Raw genomic sequence first — 16,312 nt, 5'->3', positions numbered from 1 at the left:
TGTGCTAGAGTCTCTAAATTGATGATTTTTAGAGGCTCTTATGTCCAGCTACCAAATTCTGTGTGTCCTCTGCGCATTGGCGCTAGTGACTTCGGTTATCTCCTCTCGCGTCCATAAACTGCAGGAAACTGTGGCCATTACTGCTATTGCCCTAGGAATGAGTTTGTTGTTGCTCCTTGGGGGAAAGGCTTTAGGTGGGGACGTTTATGTGTATTTTGTCTCTGGCTTAGAGAAACTCGATTTTCAAGCTTTACTGCTCAATGGCATGCTCGGTTTTTTACTCTTTGCCGGCGCATTACAAATCCGCTTAAAAATACTGAGGCATCAAAAGTGGGAGATCCTAATCCTTGCTTTTATAAGCACCTTATTGTCGACATTTATTATAGGTGGGCTGTTATTTTGGTTCGCGCCTATGCTGGGTCTCCCGCTACAATTCAGCCACTGCTTACTGTTCGGCGCCTTGATTTCGCCCACCGATCCTATCGCTGTTTTGGCTATTTTAAAGAAAATGGGTGCGCCGGAAGATATTGCGATTCAAGTAGAAGGTGAATCTTTATTTAACGATGGCATAGGGTTAGTGATTTTTGTGGCAATATCGCAATTGGCTTTCTCCACCGAGCCACTGACGTTTATCCATATCTCTGAGTTATTTATTCGTGAGGCGGTAGGTGGGGTTATTTACGGTAGCGTGCTTGGTTTTCTGCTGCATCATTTTTTCCGCTACTGCGAGGAAGAAACGCAATTAATGCTGGTTACCCTGCTGATCCCAACCGCGGGATATGTCATGGCGGATGTGCTTGGTGTTTCTGGTCCTTTAGCTATGGTGAGTGCGGGGATCATCATAGGAAATTTCAGTGTGCCTAAGTTTTTTGCTCGCAACGAGCGAGTGAAACTATTTACTTTTTGGTCGCTGATTGAATCCTTCTTTAATGCCTTACTCTTCCTATTGCTTGGTTTATTACTTTTGTTAGTCACTTTCAAAGCGCCATTATGGTGGTTTATGTTTGTGGCTATACCAATAGTCTTGTTGGCGCGTGCAATGAGTGTGTTATTACCTTATTTAGGCTTTCGATTGTTTAAGTCATACAACCCCTATGCAGAGACGATTTTGATTTGGGGTGGCTTAAGGGGAGGATTAGCCCTCGCTATGGCGATGAGTTTGCCAGAGGGTATCGTCATAGATGCTATTGGTGGTGTGGAGCTGCGGGAGTTGTTGTTAGTGATGACCTATGCCGTCGTCGTATTTTCGATTCTAGTGCAGGGCTCTACTATGACAGGGCTTATCCGTAGGAGTAATGCCGTTACTGAACCATCGAGTGCTGTTGGCTCTTCTTAAAATGCATAAAGGCTCACTGCGCTGCAATACTAAACAATATTAAGCCTGCTAGTCATCACACTGGCTAGCAAGCTTGTCTGAGTCAATTAGGAATAAAAGAAGCCTCATTTATCCCTTAACACACTTCGAACTAACCACATTTCACTTTAAATTAAATCACTCAAGATCAAAGCTTTAGTTCGCCCGATATAATTCCCGTACCACAGCGCTTATTAAGTTAAGCGACTCATGGTCATCACTGCTAGCTAGTGGACAATTGAGTATCAATCCATCCACTTTAAGCTGTTTAATTCCTTGTGTTTGAACCAGCAGGGCATCATCCGAAACGGCATAGCTAGGGTTGATCAAAATGGGCAAATGACTCGTGGCTTTAATCTGGATCAGGCTCGCCAAATCGAGTGAGGGTAGATTGGCGTTATTTAAGGTTCTAATGCCAGAGTCACACAGGATAAGTTGCTGATTGCCTTGGCTTAAGATAATTTCTGTTGCCGTGAGTAATTCTTCAAAACTTGCCATATCGTTACGTTCAAGTATTAAAGGTATCGGTAGGGTTCCAGCTTGAGTCAGTAAAGTTTGGTTAAACATCTGCTTGCCTGCGAGGAATAACATATCGGCGTGCTGGACTGCTAATGGCATATCAGCTTCTTGCGCTATGGCAATAATGCACACTAGGCCATATTGATGCAGGATTTGGCGTAGTTTAGCGAGAGTAACTTCTGCCATAGTCAGTTGATTAACAGCGCTGAGCAAAACGGCTTGGAATCCCGCTTCTTTAAGCTGCTTCACTTGCTGCTCGAAAGCCGATAATGCTAAATGTGAAATGTCATTATTCAGTGTGATTTGGGCTATGGCACCGACATGCCCTGCACCGATTGTCATTGCGCCACAGTTGATTTCACTTGCTTGCTCTTTATAGGCTTTGTTATATCGAACTGGACTGGCATTAGCACCATTTTCGCTGATGACTTGATCCTTAGAGGTGCTGGGCTCAATCAGTAGCTGGCTGTTGCTCAGCTGTGTGGGCTTGACTGTTTCACAAGGATAACAGCCTAATACTTTGATAAAACGGGTGATCCGCTCGAGTTGCTTTAAACCCGCCTGCATAGATTCACTGGAGATATTCGCGTCGATATCCAAATAGAACATCTCTTCCCAAGGAGTTCCTGGAATCGGGCGTGACTCTAATTTACTCATGTTTAACTGATGCGCTTTTAGAACCAGTAAGGCTTCCACTAAAGCACCGGCTTTTTGGCCTGTTGCCATGATCAATGTAGTCTTAGCGGGTAACTGCTCTGGTACGGCAACGGCTTTGCGTGCAACAACGATAAAGCGACTTTGGTTGATCTTCTGATTCGCTAAACCTGCTTCTATGGACTCAAGTTGATAGAGTGCACCACCTTCTGCGCTGCCAATCGCTGCTGCACTGTTATCTGGACTTTGGTTTACCTTTTCCATTGCTTCTGCGCTGCTTGAGCAGTATTCCAGTCTCAAGTCTTTGTGTTGAGTTAAATATCTGCTGCATTGGCTAATAGGTTGAGGGTGGGCATAGACAGTTTTGATCTCAGCTAATTTACTGCCAGCTTTTCCTAGTAGGCAATGGCTGACTTCAATCGTCGTTTCGCCAACAATCGACAGACTGGTGTGCTGTAGCACGTCGTAGACTTCGTTGATTGAACCTGAAGATGTATTCTCAATCGGCAGGAAACCATAATCAGCATGTCCAGACTCAACGGCTTGCACTATTTCATCGAAACTTTGGCAACCTAAGTCCAGCATTTCAACTTGGCGACGTTGGCAATAGCGTGTAGCTGCGAGATAAGAGTATGAACCTCTAGCACCGAGGTAAGCGATACAATACTGTTGTTTTTGTGTCTCTGGATTGGCGCGGCCGTGAAGGTAAGCTTGTTGATTCAATACTGAATCTTCAATGATGCTCTGGTAAAGGGAGATAACATAGTGGGCATCTAATCCTTTCTCTCTGCCTTCTTTCACGAGTCGAGCGAGCAGTTCTTTTTCCCTTTGAGTATCTCTGATGGGTCTGACATCCACTTCTTTGCTACGGGCTACTTCTAAACTTAAGCGACGGCGCTCTGCGAGTAATGCCAGCAGTTCATTATCCAGATGGGTGATCTGCTCTCGGGTTTGATTTAAAGGCTGTGGTGTATGCATTCTGACCTCAATTGCCGCCATGTATTTTATCAATCGTTTAAGACAAAAAAGCCTCCCAGTTGGGAGGCTTTGGATTTTTACTTTCGTTTTTACACAGTAAATCCGCCTCCTAGAGTGGGGGTGTAAAAAAGAAAGTAAAAAAAGCTGCTGTTATCATTTTCATGGTCTTAAAACTAAAGGGCTAGGGCTTAGCTGTCAATCAAAACTTTCTTAAAGGTAATCTAAAAAGAAAGCGCACCCGAGGGTGCGCTGGTTTGGTTCAAGTATGTATATATGGTCAAGCGAGTTTATCCTCCTTATGGTCAGTGTGGGACAAGGTAACACATTCGTTTATCTTACATTTACGTGTAACAGTAAAACGTTGACAACTCACTAGATAACGACTTGCATTTACAATGAACATTAACAAGTACTTTATGCGGCATAGCGTATAACCTTGAAACTATGCAGTTTGCAGTACCAGCGAACTTACGTTGACATGTCTTGCACTTATATTTTAACAATTAACACTTGCATGGAGCTATAACATTAAAAACTAACACTAACAAAACGAACATTTAAAAATAAACGATTTACGGCTCATTGGTTGTACTAGGTACATTTTGCTGTAAGAACAGCTTAGCCTTGTCACGCGTTTAGGTCTTGCTACTTACATTATTACCATTATTATTTTTTACTTTAAAACCTAACATGTTAATACATGGAGCGTATAAAAACTTTCATTTACTGTTATTACAATTTTCGTCAAGTCTAGATTTCCTCCTTTTAAGTTGATAAGTAAACATTATTTAAGGTGTCTATAAATATCAAAACTCAACTAATGGTAAACGTTAACACATTACATAAATAAACATTTATACGTTTTACAGTTTTTACTATACAAATAACACTAAGTAAACTAATGACTTTTAATCAAATCAACGTATTGCACTTACATTAAATCACACGCTAAAACGCTAACTAACATATCAGTGTAAATATGACTCTCTTCATATAACTAATCTACATCTAACTAAACGTGACAGTTGTTACCTCATTTTATCTCAGTGTTTAGCACGTATTGGTGCTGACCCGTTTTACAATAAACGCTTTTATTCATGTAGCTTTTGTAAATGTGACTTTTGTTTATGTTTACCTGAGCCTCCATTGTGGATATAAACATTTTATAGTTAAAGGTTTTGCTAATGTACTCGTTGTACTGTACTCGACTCCTTATGTTAACTCTGGTATTCAGCAATGCCGCCTGTTTCTGGTGGTCATCCTGATATTGGGTCAAAATTGAGTACTGCTTTTAGTGAATGCCAACATACTTGATTGTTTCTAAAATCAAATTGTTCGCTCTTGTGTTGCCTCCTTTCCAAACTTGCTATTGAAAGTGGAACCTAGTTGAAAATAAAAATTGAACTTTTAAACGTAGAAATTATAAGTAAAATTAATCATTAACAGTAAACCTTAGTACTTAAAACTATATAGCTTAGATTAGTAGTGCTCCTTAGTTATATCCAGTAACGTTACTTAGAACTTAAGATCTGTTAATCAATATTTGTAAATCAAAATTTAAAGTAAATCAACATTTGAAACGATTTAAATCCGCACCACTTCGATTCTTGCTGTCACTTTGTAAAGTGTAGTAGGTATTTAGTCAAAAGAACTGTTTTTTTCATCATTAAAATGATTGCACTAAGCTTTTGTAAAAACTGTGATCTGATTAAATATTTCTACTTTATTGCTCTCAAAGTGATGCGTTTCTCGTACTCACCAGATTTAAATTATGCCGCATCTTCCTCCTCGTACTCGTCGTCAATTTCAACAACATTATTAGTCGGTGTTAGTGATGTGGAGCGTTGAGCTTCAGGTTTGTGTGTTATGCGATTGAGCTGCTTCTCTAATTTTTGGCCCATAGCGTTAATCGCAGTATATAAATTTTCATGTTTTGCTTGAGCGAAGAGTTCTCCATTTGGGATGCCAACCGATGCTTCAATTTTGAAACCAGGTTTCTCCTCCGTAATGATTACATGGGGATTTATCATTTGCACATCATGCCTTGAAAGTTTTTCAAAACGGCTTTCAATGCGTTCGCGAATAGGAGATGTGACTTCAAGTTGCTTGCTAGTAATCTTTAGCATATTTCGAACCTTCTGTTGTTTCCTTGGATTTCAGATTACCAAGGTTCGCACTATAAAACGAGATGTAGATCACGTTTTTGTGCCCATTAGATACTGTTCGTTGGATATTTGATCACTTAGACAAATATCAATAATTCTTGGCCCAAAAGCCTTGTATTGCCAGCTAAATGGGGTCATATTCGATGGGATAACTCCGCAGTCTTTGCCCTTATTTACTTATATTTACTTTAAGTTTCATCCCGAATCCCGATAAAATACTTCTACTTATTCCATTCGGTCACTTTGAGTTTGCCCATTTTATGAATACTGAACACGTTAAAATTAAGATCTGGGATTTACCCACGCGAATTTTCCATTGGGGCATGGTGTGTCTGTTGGCACTTTTATGGTGGAGTGCCGATGCGGGAGAAATGCAGTGGCATCAAATTTTTGCTTATAGTTTGCTGATCCTTATTGGATTTAGGATCCTCTGGGGGCTCATTGGTAGCGATACGGCAAGGTTTAGCCACTTTGTTCATCACCCCAAAGTTGTACTCGATTACTTGAGATCGATTCGAACTAAAGGGATGTCTGTGGTACTTGGACACAATCCTATCGGTGGCTATATGGTCATCGCGTTGATTGGGATCATTAGCCTTCAATTAGTTACAGGCCTTTTTGCGACCGATGATATTTTTACCGAAGGTCCGCTATATAGCTATGTCAGTTCAGATACCAGTGGGTTTTTGACTTGGTTACACAAAACGAACTTTAACCTTATTCTCTTGCTGAGTGCCATTCATATACTGGCTGTGATTATTCATGCCATGAAAGGGGATAAGTTAGTTGGTGCTATGATCAGTGGTTACAAGAAAGTCTCGAAGGTTGCTTTTTCATCAAGTGCGAAGAGCGAGCTTCGATTCAAGTCTGAGTGGCTTGCTTTAGTGCTGTTCACAGTATGCGCTGCTGTGGTCTTTGGCTATTTAATGTGGCCAATAGTGCAAGTTCTGTAGATTTATACTCAGTTTGGGAACAACAAAAAGCCTGCTATTTAGCAGGCTTTTTGATGGGAAAAACAACGTCAAATTAATCTTTCTTATAAATGTCGTGACAACTTTTACAGCTTTTTCCTGTGTCCATAAAGGCTTGTTTGATTTCAGCTTGATTACCTTTTTGAGCTACAGTAGCCAGAATGGCAGCATTCTCTTGGAAGGTTTTCATTTTTGCATCAAAATCAGCTCTGTCTTGCCAAACTTTGGCTAGGGCTTCGGTATCACCTTTGTCTGAGCCATCAATAAAACCTTCGAAAGGAATTTTGGATAATGCAGCAACATTCGTTGCGCGCATTGCGAAGGTTTCTGCTTCGAAAGGTTTTTTACCTTTCATCATGGCAGCCATATCGCCGAAGTTATAAGCAATAAGACCAAATGCAGATTGGCGGTATTCAATTGCATCTTTAGAGTCTTCGAAATTGTGTGCTTGAGCAGTTGAAGCCAATAAGGTACTGGCAACGAGAGTAAGTAGTAATTTTTTCATCGTATTCTCACAAATTAGCGTCGAAGTGTGACATTGCACTCCTATTGTACACAAATTAACTTGATGTACTAGAAGCAATTTTGTCAGTTTTTGTCTGGATAAGACGGCTAAACGTAACAATTTATTTGTATGTAGGCGAAATCTGTTAGACTGCTAATGTAATGCTTGAACAGTACTTATGAGGGTGATTATGCGAGCTAACTGGGATCTAGTATTAGAAAAAATTTTGAGCCACAGCAATTATGAAGATCTTTCTGTGTTGTTTCATTTACTGTTAACCGAAGAAGAACGTAGTGCCGTTGCCGGACGTTTGAAGGTCTTTCAATTGCTGCTAGACGGGGAAATGAGTCAAAGGCATATCGCTGCGGAATATGAAGTCAGTATTGCAACGATTACACGTTGTTCTAATTATTTGAAGAATATGTCTTCTGAGCATAGGGCGAAAGTTCAAAAATTAATTGGTTAGTGTTCATGTGGATACAACTCTTGTGAATATCATCTGCTCCTACTGTGGTGAATAGAACTAAGCCTTAAGGCGTGATGGGAAGCTTATGACGACGATAGAGGGAACGACGAACCAGAATGTATAAGCCGTAGCTGAGTAAACAGATAGCCAGAATTGGGTAAAGATCCTTGGGAAGGAATTTAAAGATAGCCAGCGCCGCTAAGAGATAGATAAAAGGTAGAAAGTTATAAATTATCTCGGGAAGATAACCCGATTTACGCCGCTTAGCCGAGTCTGTTCGACGGTTTTGAGAACGCATAACGTAGATCCTCGCACCTAATACAAATACCACAGTTGCCGCTATCAAGGCATAGTTGATGTCGAGTGCAATAAAACTCGAACTACCGAGCGCCATGTAGCCAAAAGGCAAAATTTCGTAAAGTGGTTTGGTTAACATAAGCACTCCGTCGCTTAACTTAGGTTGATATCAATATCTAATTGAAAATATTCATATAAAATTTGAATACTTCAATTTACCAGTCAGTTATTTATCTATTACGAATATTATAAACGCTTGTGTATAAAAAATGCACGACCTTAAATTAAGGGCGTGCATTTTAAAAGGTTAAACCATGGCAGTTTAATCACTTACGGATAAACAACTTCTCGTTTAACTTCTGGTATCAGGCTTTGTTTAGCCGCGGCAACCACAGCCGCCATTGCCGTCACAGCCTGTTTTAGGTGTGTCGCAGGCTTCGTGTTCTTCATGGTGGTGTCCATGATCGTGGTCTGAACCACCACCACAACAGCCGCCCGCTTCTTGTTTACCTGAACCGCCACAGCATCCACCGCCGTGGTCGTGATCATGTCCATGGCTTCCACAACCACCTTGGGCATGAATGTGGCCATGAGCGATTTCTTCGGCTGAGGCTTCACGAACGTCAACGATTTCGACGCTGAAATTGAGCGATTGGCCCGCTAAAGGATGGTTGCCATCGACGATAACCACATCGTCTTTCACTTCCATGACTTGAACTGGGCGCTGACCCATTTCAGTTTCAGCGATGAAGCGCATACCTGGGACGATATCTTCGATATCACCAAAGGCTTCTAATGGCACGGCTTGACGTAGGCCATCGTGATAAGGCCCATAGGCTTCTTCGGCGCTAATAGTGACATCGAGTTTTTCGCCTTTGCTTTTACCATCTAATGCGGCTTCTAAACCTGGGATCAGGTTTTCAGTGCCGTGTAGATATAGCATAGGTTCAGAGTCGAAAGAGTCTTCTAATAGTCTGCCTTCTTGATCTGATAAACGGTAATGAATGGTTACCGCGCTGTGTTGAGTGATCTTCATATCGCCTCCAATTCGTAATGTGTGCGCATAATAACGTGCTTTTTTAGTGCTGGCGATAATTTGAAGTGGCTTATGTTAGATATCGCACAGGTTTTTTTTAGGCAAATTTGTCGGTGCTTTACGGTAGAAAGGATGAGTAATGTGTTTTTTGCTCGTTAGCCTGTTAATTTAGCCTGAGTGATGAGGTAGAACAAATAACGCATTATTTTAAAATACATTATAAATAATCAGATGTAAAACAAGTGATTATCTAATGTTTTTCGTACCGTGTTACGTTGACGTCAACAGTTATCTGTTGCGTAAATCGCATTTTTACCCCTAGAAAACTTCATATTAACGAATCTTGATGCAGTATTTTATCGAGCGTTAATATTTGCCTATAAATAATCCATTTTAGGGGTTGACAAGCGCGGGTAAAAAAAGCAATTCTGTTTATCAAGAAATTAACATGGATTAGCCCAAACACATGCATAGCCTAGGTTTCGTAGTAACTACCATTATTACAACCACCACTACAACAACAGTGGGGGCGGGCTGATACACCCTAAAGAATTTTAACGATGAGCCCGCTTCCCACAAAGAAGCGGGCTTTTTTGTTTCTAGCTCTTATTTCTAAGTCGGGCGCGGTACAGGAGAACAAGATGAAAGTAATGAAATTTGGTGGTACCTCGCTTGCAAATTGGCAGCGATTCTCGATGGCGGCGGATATCGTTGCTAAGTCATCTAAGCTTGAACCCATAGCCACTGTGCTATCGGCCCCGGCGACTGTGACAAATGCGTTACTAGAAATGGTTGATGTAGCCGTTAAAGGTGAAGATTATTCGTCTGTGCTGCAGCATGTTGAGCGGGTATTTACCTCGCTATACCAAGATGCTGTTACTTCAATGTTGTCGAGTGAGCAGAGTGAACAGCTCTTTTCTGGACTTAATGCACAGCTGGTGATTTGGCAGGATAGATTACGTGGCATTAGCTTACTGCAAGAGTGTCCCGATGGCATACGTGCTGAAATCGTGGTGGCAGGTGAGCGTTTATCTGCAGCCTTGATGGAACAAGTGATCCTATCTAAGGGGATCACGTCTGCTCAACTCGATCCGCGCGCCTTGTTTCTAGGTCGTGGTCGGCCGTTAGAATCCGTGGTCGATATCGCTGTGAGTAAGCCAAGGTTTCGTGCGTTGGCATTAGGTGAAAAGCGCGTATGGGTAATGCCGGGATTCACCGCAGCCGATGAACAGGGCAAAGTGGTGACGTTAGGCCGTAATGGTTCGGACTATTCTGCTGCTGTGCTCGCCGCCTGTTTAGATGCTTCGAGTTGTGAAATCTGGACCGATGTTGACGGTGTTTATAATACCGATCCCCGTGTGGTTGCCGATGCTAAGCTGTTATCACAACTCAGCTATCAAGAGGCGATGGAACTCTCCTATTTTGGCGCTAAGGTGCTGCATCCTAAGACGATTGCGCCTATCGCCCAGTTCCATATTCCCTGTTATATCAAAAACAGTTTTAACCCCGATGCGCCCGGCACTCTGGTATCAAACCAAGCCGATGAAACGGGCTTACAGGTTAAAGCTATCTCCAATTTAGATAACCAGACCATGTTCGATATATCAGGCCCTGGCATGAAAGGCATGGTTGGCATGGCGAGCCGTACCCTTGCGGCGATTTCCCGCAGCGGCGTGTCTGTGTCTTTAATCACCCAAAGTTCCTCTGAATACAGTATTAGCTTCTGTGTGGCGACGTCTGACTCGGCCAAAGTGAAATGGGCCTTAGAGCAAGAGTTTGAATTAGAAATAAAAAGTGACTTGCTTGAACCTATTGCTATGCGTCATGAGCTCGCTATTGTTTCTTTGATTGGTGATGGCATGCGCACCCACAAAGGTGTGGCAGCGCGTTTCTTCCAAGCGTTAGCGCAGGCGAGCGTGAACATTATCGCCATCGCCCAAGGTTCGTCCGAACGGTCGATTTCGACTGTGATCGAGCAGCGTAAGACTAAGCATGCGGTGGCGGCTTGTCATCAAGGCTTTTTCGATGTGCAGCAGTATTTAGATGTGTTTTTAGTGGGTTGCGGCAATGTGGGGGCAGGCCTGCTTGAGCAGATAAAACAACAGTCCGCCATGCTTAAAGAGCAGCACATCAGTATCCGTGTTTGCGGTATAGTGAATTCGAACAAGATGCTACTCGACAGTGCGGGCATCGATTTAAATAATTGGCCAAGTTTGCTTGCCGATAGCCAGCAAGCTTGTGATATTCCAGCATTACTCGCATGGGCGAAAGATCAACAATTACTGAATCCTGTGCTGGTGGATTGCACTTCGAGCGAGCAAGTATCGGATCTGTATTTGGATGTGATGAACTCAGGTTTGCATGTGGTCACGCCGAACAAAAAGTCGAACACTCGTGATTATGCTTATTATCAAGCACTGCGCCAAACGGCATTAAAACAGCGTCGCCAATTCTTATACGAAACCACAGTCGGTGCGGGTTTACCTGTGATCGATAACCTGAAAAAACTGTTATTTGCGGGTGACAAACTGCATAAATTTAACGGTATTTTATCGGGCTCTTTATCCTTTATCTTTGGCATGCTCGATGAAGGTATGACGCTTTCTGAAGCGACAGGTCTGGCACGGGAAAAATGTTTTACTGAGCCCGATCCCCGTGATGATTTGAGTGGTATGGATGTGGCGCGTAAGGTGCTCATTCTTGCCCGTGAAGTGGGACTAAAGTTAGAGCTCAGTGATGTGCAGGTTGAATCTGTATTGCCAGCAGAGTTTGATGATTCAGGTGATGTTGAAAGTTTTATGGCGCGTCTGCCGCAGGTTGATGCTGCAATTGCCGCAAAAGTGGCGCAGGCCAAAGCCCAAGGTAAAGTGCTGCGTTATGTTGGGCAAATTGAGGATGGTGTGTGCCGTGTGCGTATCGCCGAAGTGGATGCACAGGATCCGCTTTATAGCGTTAAAGGCGGTGAAAATGCCTTGGCGTTCTATAGCCGCTATTATCAGCCCATTCCCTTTGTGCTACGCGGCTATGGCGCAGGGACTGAAGTGACCGCTGCTGGTGCCTTTGCCGATGTATTAAGAACCTTGAATTGGACTCGTGAGGTGAGTGTATGAGTTTGACTGTTTACGCTCCAGCCTCTATGGGTAACGTGGGCGTCGGATTTGATTTACTGGGCGCTGCATTAGCGCCGATTGATGGCAGTTTACTGGGCGATAGAGTGACTATCGCCGCGGCAGCGTCGGGTGTGAGTCTGATACAGATCGGCGCTTGGGCCCATAAACTACCTGATAATCCGCAAGACAATATTGTGTACCAATGTGCCGAATTCTTCTTAACAGCCATGAGTAAGGAGTTTTTAACTGCGCTGGGTAAAGCAGATGAAGGCGTGGCACTCACACTGGAAAAGAACCTGCCCGTCGGTAGTGGGTTAGGGTCGAGTGCAAGCTCTGTCGTGGCGGCGTTATATGCCTTGAATGAACATTTTGACAGACCCTATAACGAGCAAGCACTGCTTGAACTGATGGGCGAGTTTGAAGGGAAGATCAGCGGTAGTGTGCACTATGACAACGTTGCCCCCTGTTATTTGGGCGGCATGCAATTGATGCTCAATGTGCCGGGCAATGTCTGTGAAGCGATACCCAGCTTTAAAGAATGGTATTGGGTTGTGGCCTATCCAGGGATTTCACTCTCAACGGCAATGATGCGCAAACTCATGCCTGATCAATATGATAAAAGTGTCACTATCGATTTTGGCCGTTATTTAAGCGCCTTTGTGCATGCGTCTTACCAGCAGAATGCCAAGCTTGCGATCAGCGTATTAAAGGATGTGTTAGCCGAGCCCTATCGCGCCGCCGCGATTCCGGGTTACGACAAGGCCAGAGCCGCTTTAGCCGCTTTAGGCATGTTGACTACGGGGATTTCCGGCAGTGGCCCAACGCTGTTTTCGATTACCGATGATTTAGCCACGGCAAATGCCGCTAAAGCCTGGTTAGAACAGCATTATCTTACCGAGGTGGGTGGCTTTGCCCACGTGTGTCGCCTCGATGAGCAAGGCACGCGTAGAGTCGATTAATAGTTAATTTAGCTAAGACTAAGTACCCCAAATTAGCATTTAAGGTTTAGCATCAAAAGGTTGAGTTGAGCATGGAACTATATAATTTAAAACACCCTTCGCAGAAAGTGAGCTTTAAAGAAGCGGTACAACTGGGGTTAGGTAAAGACAGAGGTTTGTTTTTTCCTAGTCAAATACCCGTACTAGACGATATTGAAGGGCTGCTGGCGTTGCCATTCGTTGAGCGCAGTAAAAAAGTACTCGGCGCATGGCTTGCCTCTGAGTTAGGCCAAGATGCGGTCGATGAATTAGTTGAGCGTGCCTTTAACTTTGATTTACCTTTGGTTGCCGTCGATGAGCAGCGCGCTTGCCTCGAATTATTCCACGGTCCAACACTGGCGTTTAAAGATTTTGGGGCGCGTTTTATGGCGCAATGCGTTAATACCTTTGTGGGCGACACGCGCTTAACCATTTTGACTGCGACCTCGGGCGACACTGGCGCCGCGGTTGCCGATGCTTTTTATGGGCTTGAGAAAGTCAATGTGGTGGTGCTCTATCCTAAGGGCAAGATCAGTGAACTACAGGAAAAGATGTTCACGACTTTGGGCAAGAATATCCATACAGTTGCCGTTTCGTCCGATTTCGATGCCTGCCAAGATCTGGTTAAGCGCGCCTTTGATGATCCCGAAGTCCGCGATGGGCTGAGCTTAAACTCGGCAAATTCTATCAACATCAGTAGGTTGCTCGCACAAATTTGCTATTACTTTGAAGCGGTTGCCCAGTCTAAACAACGCCATGAAGCCGATCCTGTGATTTCAGTGCCAAGTGGTAACTTTGGCAACCTCACCGCAGGTTTATTCGCTAAAGCGATGGGATTACCAGTTAAACGCTTTATTGCCGCGACCAATGCCAACGATACAGTGCCGCGTTATTTAGACAATGGCCAATGGCAGCCCAATCCGACTCAAGCGACTATGTCCAATGCCATGGATGTGAGTGAACCCAGTAACTGGCCGCGTGTGGAAGCCATTTGTGAGAAATTAGGCTGGCCACTGAGTAGCTTAGTGGGTATTCGCTTATCGGAGGAACAAACGTCACAGGCATTAGCTGAGTTGCATGCACAGGGTTATGTGTCTGAACCCCACGCGGCGATTGCAGCTAAGGCCTTATCTTTAACCTTAGTGCCCGATGAAGTGGGCATATTTTTGGGGACTGCCCATCCCGCTAAATTTAAGGATGTTGTGGATAGAGAATTAACGCTTAACTTACCCTTGCCGCCTGAGCTTGAAGCTGTTGCGAGTAAGCCCATCTTATCCGCGGAATTAGCGGCAGATTTTGCTGCATTAAAAGTGCATTTATTCAAAATATTAGCTTAAGGGCTTTAGCCCTACTGATGTCTGCCTAGCAGTGGAATAACATGGCGTAAAAGCAGGAAGGGAGCTTGGCTCCCTTTTTTACAAGTGTGAGTTTTATGGTGAGGAATTGATGAGCTTGTGTTACCAGTGAACATAAAACAACCCTTAGTTAACTACATGATATTTAATTAATATTTGTAACTTTCTGTATTATCCTTGGTTTCTTATATGTGACATTGTTCACAATTTTATCGATTGCAATTAGTTATGTTCATCCGCGTGTTTAATCTGTGGGTTAATTGATTTGTCTAAATTTTTTCTGTTAAGTACATGTTTTTGCATTTTAATATCTGGATGTGCGACCAAGCAGCATGAACTATATCGTCGCATTAACGTGGCCTACGATTTTGAAGTCACCCACTGCGATAGTTTTGCTTTAGTCACTGGGGTGAGCCGCCATGAAAACCGGCTTGATGAAGCTAAAGAGTCCGCCACGGCTCAGGGTGAGGAATTGGGGGGAACACACATAGTTTGGTTACAAGTCGATATGGGGGATCCCACTAAAGTTGTTGCTATTATTTATAAGTGTCTGATTTAAATTTATAAAACTTTATTTTATTTCCTGCGTTCAGGCTTAGCCTTTATCGCAGTATAGTGAGTCGTTTAGATCTCACTCTTGGCTGTTGTGCTTTTTTGTTATTATCCCCCGTCCTTTTTTAGGCTAATTACTGTGATCTCGCCGGTGTTTATGGCGCGCTATCTAAGTGACAACTACGCTTACTGAGGTAGAACCCCCTCGCGGAAGTCTGACACTGAATCGTTATACTTCATCTTAATCAAGAGAGGATCGTCAACTTAAGAGGCAAGTAACTTAGCCTATGCCATGGTTTAAATACGTTCCTGTCTTATTTTTGCTTTTTTTAGTCTTGCCCGCTGTAAGTGCGCCGCAGGTCAATAGTTCTTTACCTTGTAAGAACACGATTAAAGTCGGTTACAACGATTGGCCTCCCTATGCTTGGCAAGATCCTCAAGGAGAAGCCCAAGGCTTAGATGTGGATCTGATGCGGGCATTTGCAGTGTATCTTGGTTGTGAAGTTCATTTTATTAATGTGCCCGCTAAGCGCTCGCATCAGATGTTGCGAGCAGGACAGTTAGATGTGTTGATGGGAGCGACTATGACGGATGAACGTCAAAACTATGCTCTTTTTTCAACCTATTACCGGGATGAAGAGCTGCGCTTATTTGTACTTTATGAGCAAAAAGATCAGATTAATATCGATAAATGGGAGGACATTTTTACCAAAAAATTGCGTCTACTTGTCCCTTCTAGCGGTTGGTATGGTGCAGATTATCAAGAATCTCAATATCGATTAGAGCAGGAGCACTTGTTAGTATTAAGTCCAGACTCAGATAAGTCTGTGCAAATGCTTATCTACGGTAGAGGAGATATGATCGTCGGAGATACCTTAGCCATGCCCTATATCGCCAGCCAGCATCAACGCATCAAGCTAGTGCCACTTAAGTTAGTGTTAGATCAAAACCATATTCATTTAATGTTCAGCAAAGCGAGTATCAAGACAAGCCAGTTAGAGCAGTTTAATCATGCGATTAAGGCATTGATGGATAACGGTGAAATTGCACGAGTGATCAATAAATGGCAACAAATGACACTGGCGAAACAGTCTAATATGAGCCGCCTAAACAGTCCGCTAAAGACGCTGTATGTCAGCCCTTAACATTAGCCACTCATGTCCGACTCTGGTATACTTTTATCCTAGTGCAATATGGTAACGCTATGATCTTTGATGTTTTCCTCTAAAGAATCTTGTCTTTTATTCAGTTGTTCCTCCGCGATTTAAGATGTGACACATTTGCTAAAACTTCTCTGACTTGAAGTTACTGAACTCTCTATCAAATTCTGCTAGCTTGTTGGGCTCAATTGTCATGCTTTGGACTTGATTGTG

Annotated in this window: 13 protein-coding genes and 1 other annotated feature; of the genes, 8 read left to right on the top strand and 5 right to left on the bottom strand. The window is 43.2% G+C overall.

What is annotated here, in order from left to right; translation table 11 throughout:
* Positions 1-40 precede the first annotated feature (40 nt).
* Positions 41-1,336 carry a sodium:proton antiporter gene (locus GWI56_RS03220; protein ID WP_173246106.1) on the top strand — a complete coding sequence of 432 codons (1,296 nt, stop codon included), beginning with the start codon at positions 41-43 and terminating at the stop codon, positions 1,334-1,336.
* Between the two features lie 174 nt (positions 1,337-1,510).
* Here the strand turns inward: GWI56_RS03220 and GWI56_RS03215 are convergent, their stop codons facing one another.
* Positions 1,511-3,505 carry a chorismate mutase gene (locus tag GWI56_RS03215; RefSeq protein WP_198572125.1) on the bottom strand — a complete coding sequence of 665 codons (1,995 nt, stop codon included), beginning with the start codon at positions 3,503-3,505 and terminating at the stop codon, positions 1,511-1,513.
* A gap of 41 nt (positions 3,506-3,546) precedes the next feature.
* Positions 3,547-3,663 (bottom strand) — a sequence feature (Phe leader region).
* A 1,611-nt stretch (positions 3,664-5,274) separates the two neighbouring features.
* Positions 5,275-5,631 (bottom strand): ribosome-associated translation inhibitor RaiA, encoded by a 357-nt coding sequence (gene raiA, locus GWI56_RS03210; protein ID WP_105249847.1) that lies wholly within the window; start codon positions 5,629-5,631, stop codon positions 5,275-5,277.
* Between the two features lie 299 nt (positions 5,632-5,930).
* Between raiA and GWI56_RS03205 the strand changes: the two genes are divergently transcribed.
* On the top strand, positions 5,931-6,623 hold the full coding sequence (locus GWI56_RS03205; protein ID WP_198572124.1) for a cytochrome b/b6 domain-containing protein: 693 nt from the start codon (positions 5,931-5,933) through the stop codon (positions 6,621-6,623).
* A gap of 73 nt (positions 6,624-6,696) precedes the next feature.
* Here the strand turns inward: GWI56_RS03205 and GWI56_RS03200 are convergent, their stop codons facing one another.
* A complete protein-coding gene (locus tag GWI56_RS03200; RefSeq protein ID WP_028760800.1) occupies positions 6,697-7,146 on the bottom strand; it encodes a cytochrome c in 450 nt (149 codons plus the stop codon).
* 190 nt (positions 7,147-7,336) lie between these two features.
* On the opposite strand from GWI56_RS03200, the gene trpR reads away from it, so the two are divergent.
* Positions 7,337-7,612: a trp operon repressor gene (trpR, locus tag GWI56_RS03195; RefSeq protein ID WP_028760799.1), complete on the top strand. Its 276-nt coding sequence runs from the start codon at positions 7,337-7,339 to the stop codon at positions 7,610-7,612.
* A 64-nt stretch (positions 7,613-7,676) separates the two neighbouring features.
* Here the strand turns inward: trpR and GWI56_RS03190 are convergent, their stop codons facing one another.
* Positions 7,677-8,048, bottom strand: a complete 372-nt coding sequence (locus GWI56_RS03190; protein WP_028760798.1) for a hypothetical protein — start codon at positions 8,046-8,048, stop codon at positions 7,677-7,679.
* 237 nt (positions 8,049-8,285) lie between these two features.
* Positions 8,286-8,945 (bottom strand): peptidylprolyl isomerase, encoded by a 660-nt coding sequence (gene slyD, locus GWI56_RS03185; protein WP_198572123.1) that lies wholly within the window; start codon positions 8,943-8,945, stop codon positions 8,286-8,288.
* Between the two features lie 641 nt (positions 8,946-9,586).
* On the opposite strand from slyD, the gene thrA reads away from it, so the two are divergent.
* The 5 genes from thrA to GWI56_RS03160 all read left to right on the top strand — a co-directional run bounded on the left by thrA (position 9,587) and on the right by GWI56_RS03160 (position 16,084).
* The gene (thrA, locus tag GWI56_RS03180; RefSeq protein ID WP_198572122.1) at positions 9,587-12,055 is read left to right on the top strand and encodes a bifunctional aspartate kinase/homoserine dehydrogenase I; all 2,469 of its coding nucleotides are present in this window, start codon (positions 9,587-9,589) and stop codon (positions 12,053-12,055) included.
* Entirely contained in the window at positions 12,052-13,014 is a 963-nt protein-coding gene (gene thrB, locus GWI56_RS03175) for a homoserine kinase (protein ID WP_198572121.1), read from the top strand. The genes thrA and thrB overlap by 4 nt, the downstream gene beginning before the upstream one ends.
* Positions 13,015-13,085: 71 nt before the next feature.
* Entirely contained in the window at positions 13,086-14,369 is a 1,284-nt protein-coding gene (gene thrC / locus GWI56_RS03170) for a threonine synthase (protein WP_198572120.1), read from the top strand.
* A 283-nt stretch (positions 14,370-14,652) separates the two neighbouring features.
* Positions 14,653-14,946, top strand: coding sequence for a hypothetical protein (locus tag GWI56_RS03165; RefSeq protein ID WP_198572119.1), 294 nt, complete (start codon positions 14,653-14,655; stop codon positions 14,944-14,946).
* A 280-nt stretch (positions 14,947-15,226) separates the two neighbouring features.
* Positions 15,227-16,084: a transporter substrate-binding domain-containing protein gene (locus GWI56_RS03160; protein WP_198572118.1), complete on the top strand. Its 858-nt coding sequence runs from the start codon at positions 15,227-15,229 to the stop codon at positions 16,082-16,084.
* Positions 16,085-16,312 lie beyond the last annotated feature (228 nt).

This window comes from Shewanella sp. DW31, from assembly GCF_015767295.1.
GTDB classification, from domain to species: domain Bacteria; phylum Pseudomonadota; class Gammaproteobacteria; order Enterobacterales; family Shewanellaceae; genus Shewanella; species Shewanella oncorhynchi.
The sequence above is the reverse complement of the archived record's forward strand: the minus strand, read 5'-3'. Positions and strand labels throughout refer to the sequence as shown.

Coding starts and splice junctions, on each gene's coding strand:
- trpR (WP_028760799.1), top strand. CDS start 7,337: ATGCGAGCTAACTGGGATCTAGTATTAGAAAAAATTTTGAGCCACAGC.
- thrA (WP_198572122.1), top strand. CDS start 9,587: ATGAAAGTAATGAAATTTGGTGGTACCTCGCTTGCAAATTGGCAGCGA.
- GWI56_RS03215 (WP_198572125.1), bottom strand. CDS start 3,505: ATGCATACACCACAGCCTTTAAATCAAACCCGAGAGCAGATCACCCAT.
- GWI56_RS03160 (WP_198572118.1), top strand. CDS start 15,227: ATGCCATGGTTTAAATACGTTCCTGTCTTATTTTTGCTTTTTTTAGTC.
- GWI56_RS03220 (WP_173246106.1), top strand. CDS start 41: ATGTCCAGCTACCAAATTCTGTGTGTCCTCTGCGCATTGGCGCTAGTG.
- GWI56_RS03205 (WP_198572124.1), top strand. CDS start 5,931: ATGAATACTGAACACGTTAAAATTAAGATCTGGGATTTACCCACGCGA.
- thrB (WP_198572121.1), top strand. CDS start 12,052: ATGAGTTTGACTGTTTACGCTCCAGCCTCTATGGGTAACGTGGGCGTC.
- GWI56_RS03200 (WP_028760800.1), bottom strand. CDS start 7,146: ATGAAAAAATTACTACTTACTCTCGTTGCCAGTACCTTATTGGCTTCA.
- GWI56_RS03190 (WP_028760798.1), bottom strand. CDS start 8,048: ATGTTAACCAAACCACTTTACGAAATTTTGCCTTTTGGCTACATGGCG.
- raiA (WP_105249847.1), bottom strand. CDS start 5,631: ATGCTAAAGATTACTAGCAAGCAACTTGAAGTCACATCTCCTATTCGC.
- slyD (WP_198572123.1), bottom strand. CDS start 8,945: ATGAAGATCACTCAACACAGCGCGGTAACCATTCATTACCGTTTATCA.
- thrC (WP_198572120.1), top strand. CDS start 13,086: ATGGAACTATATAATTTAAAACACCCTTCGCAGAAAGTGAGCTTTAAA.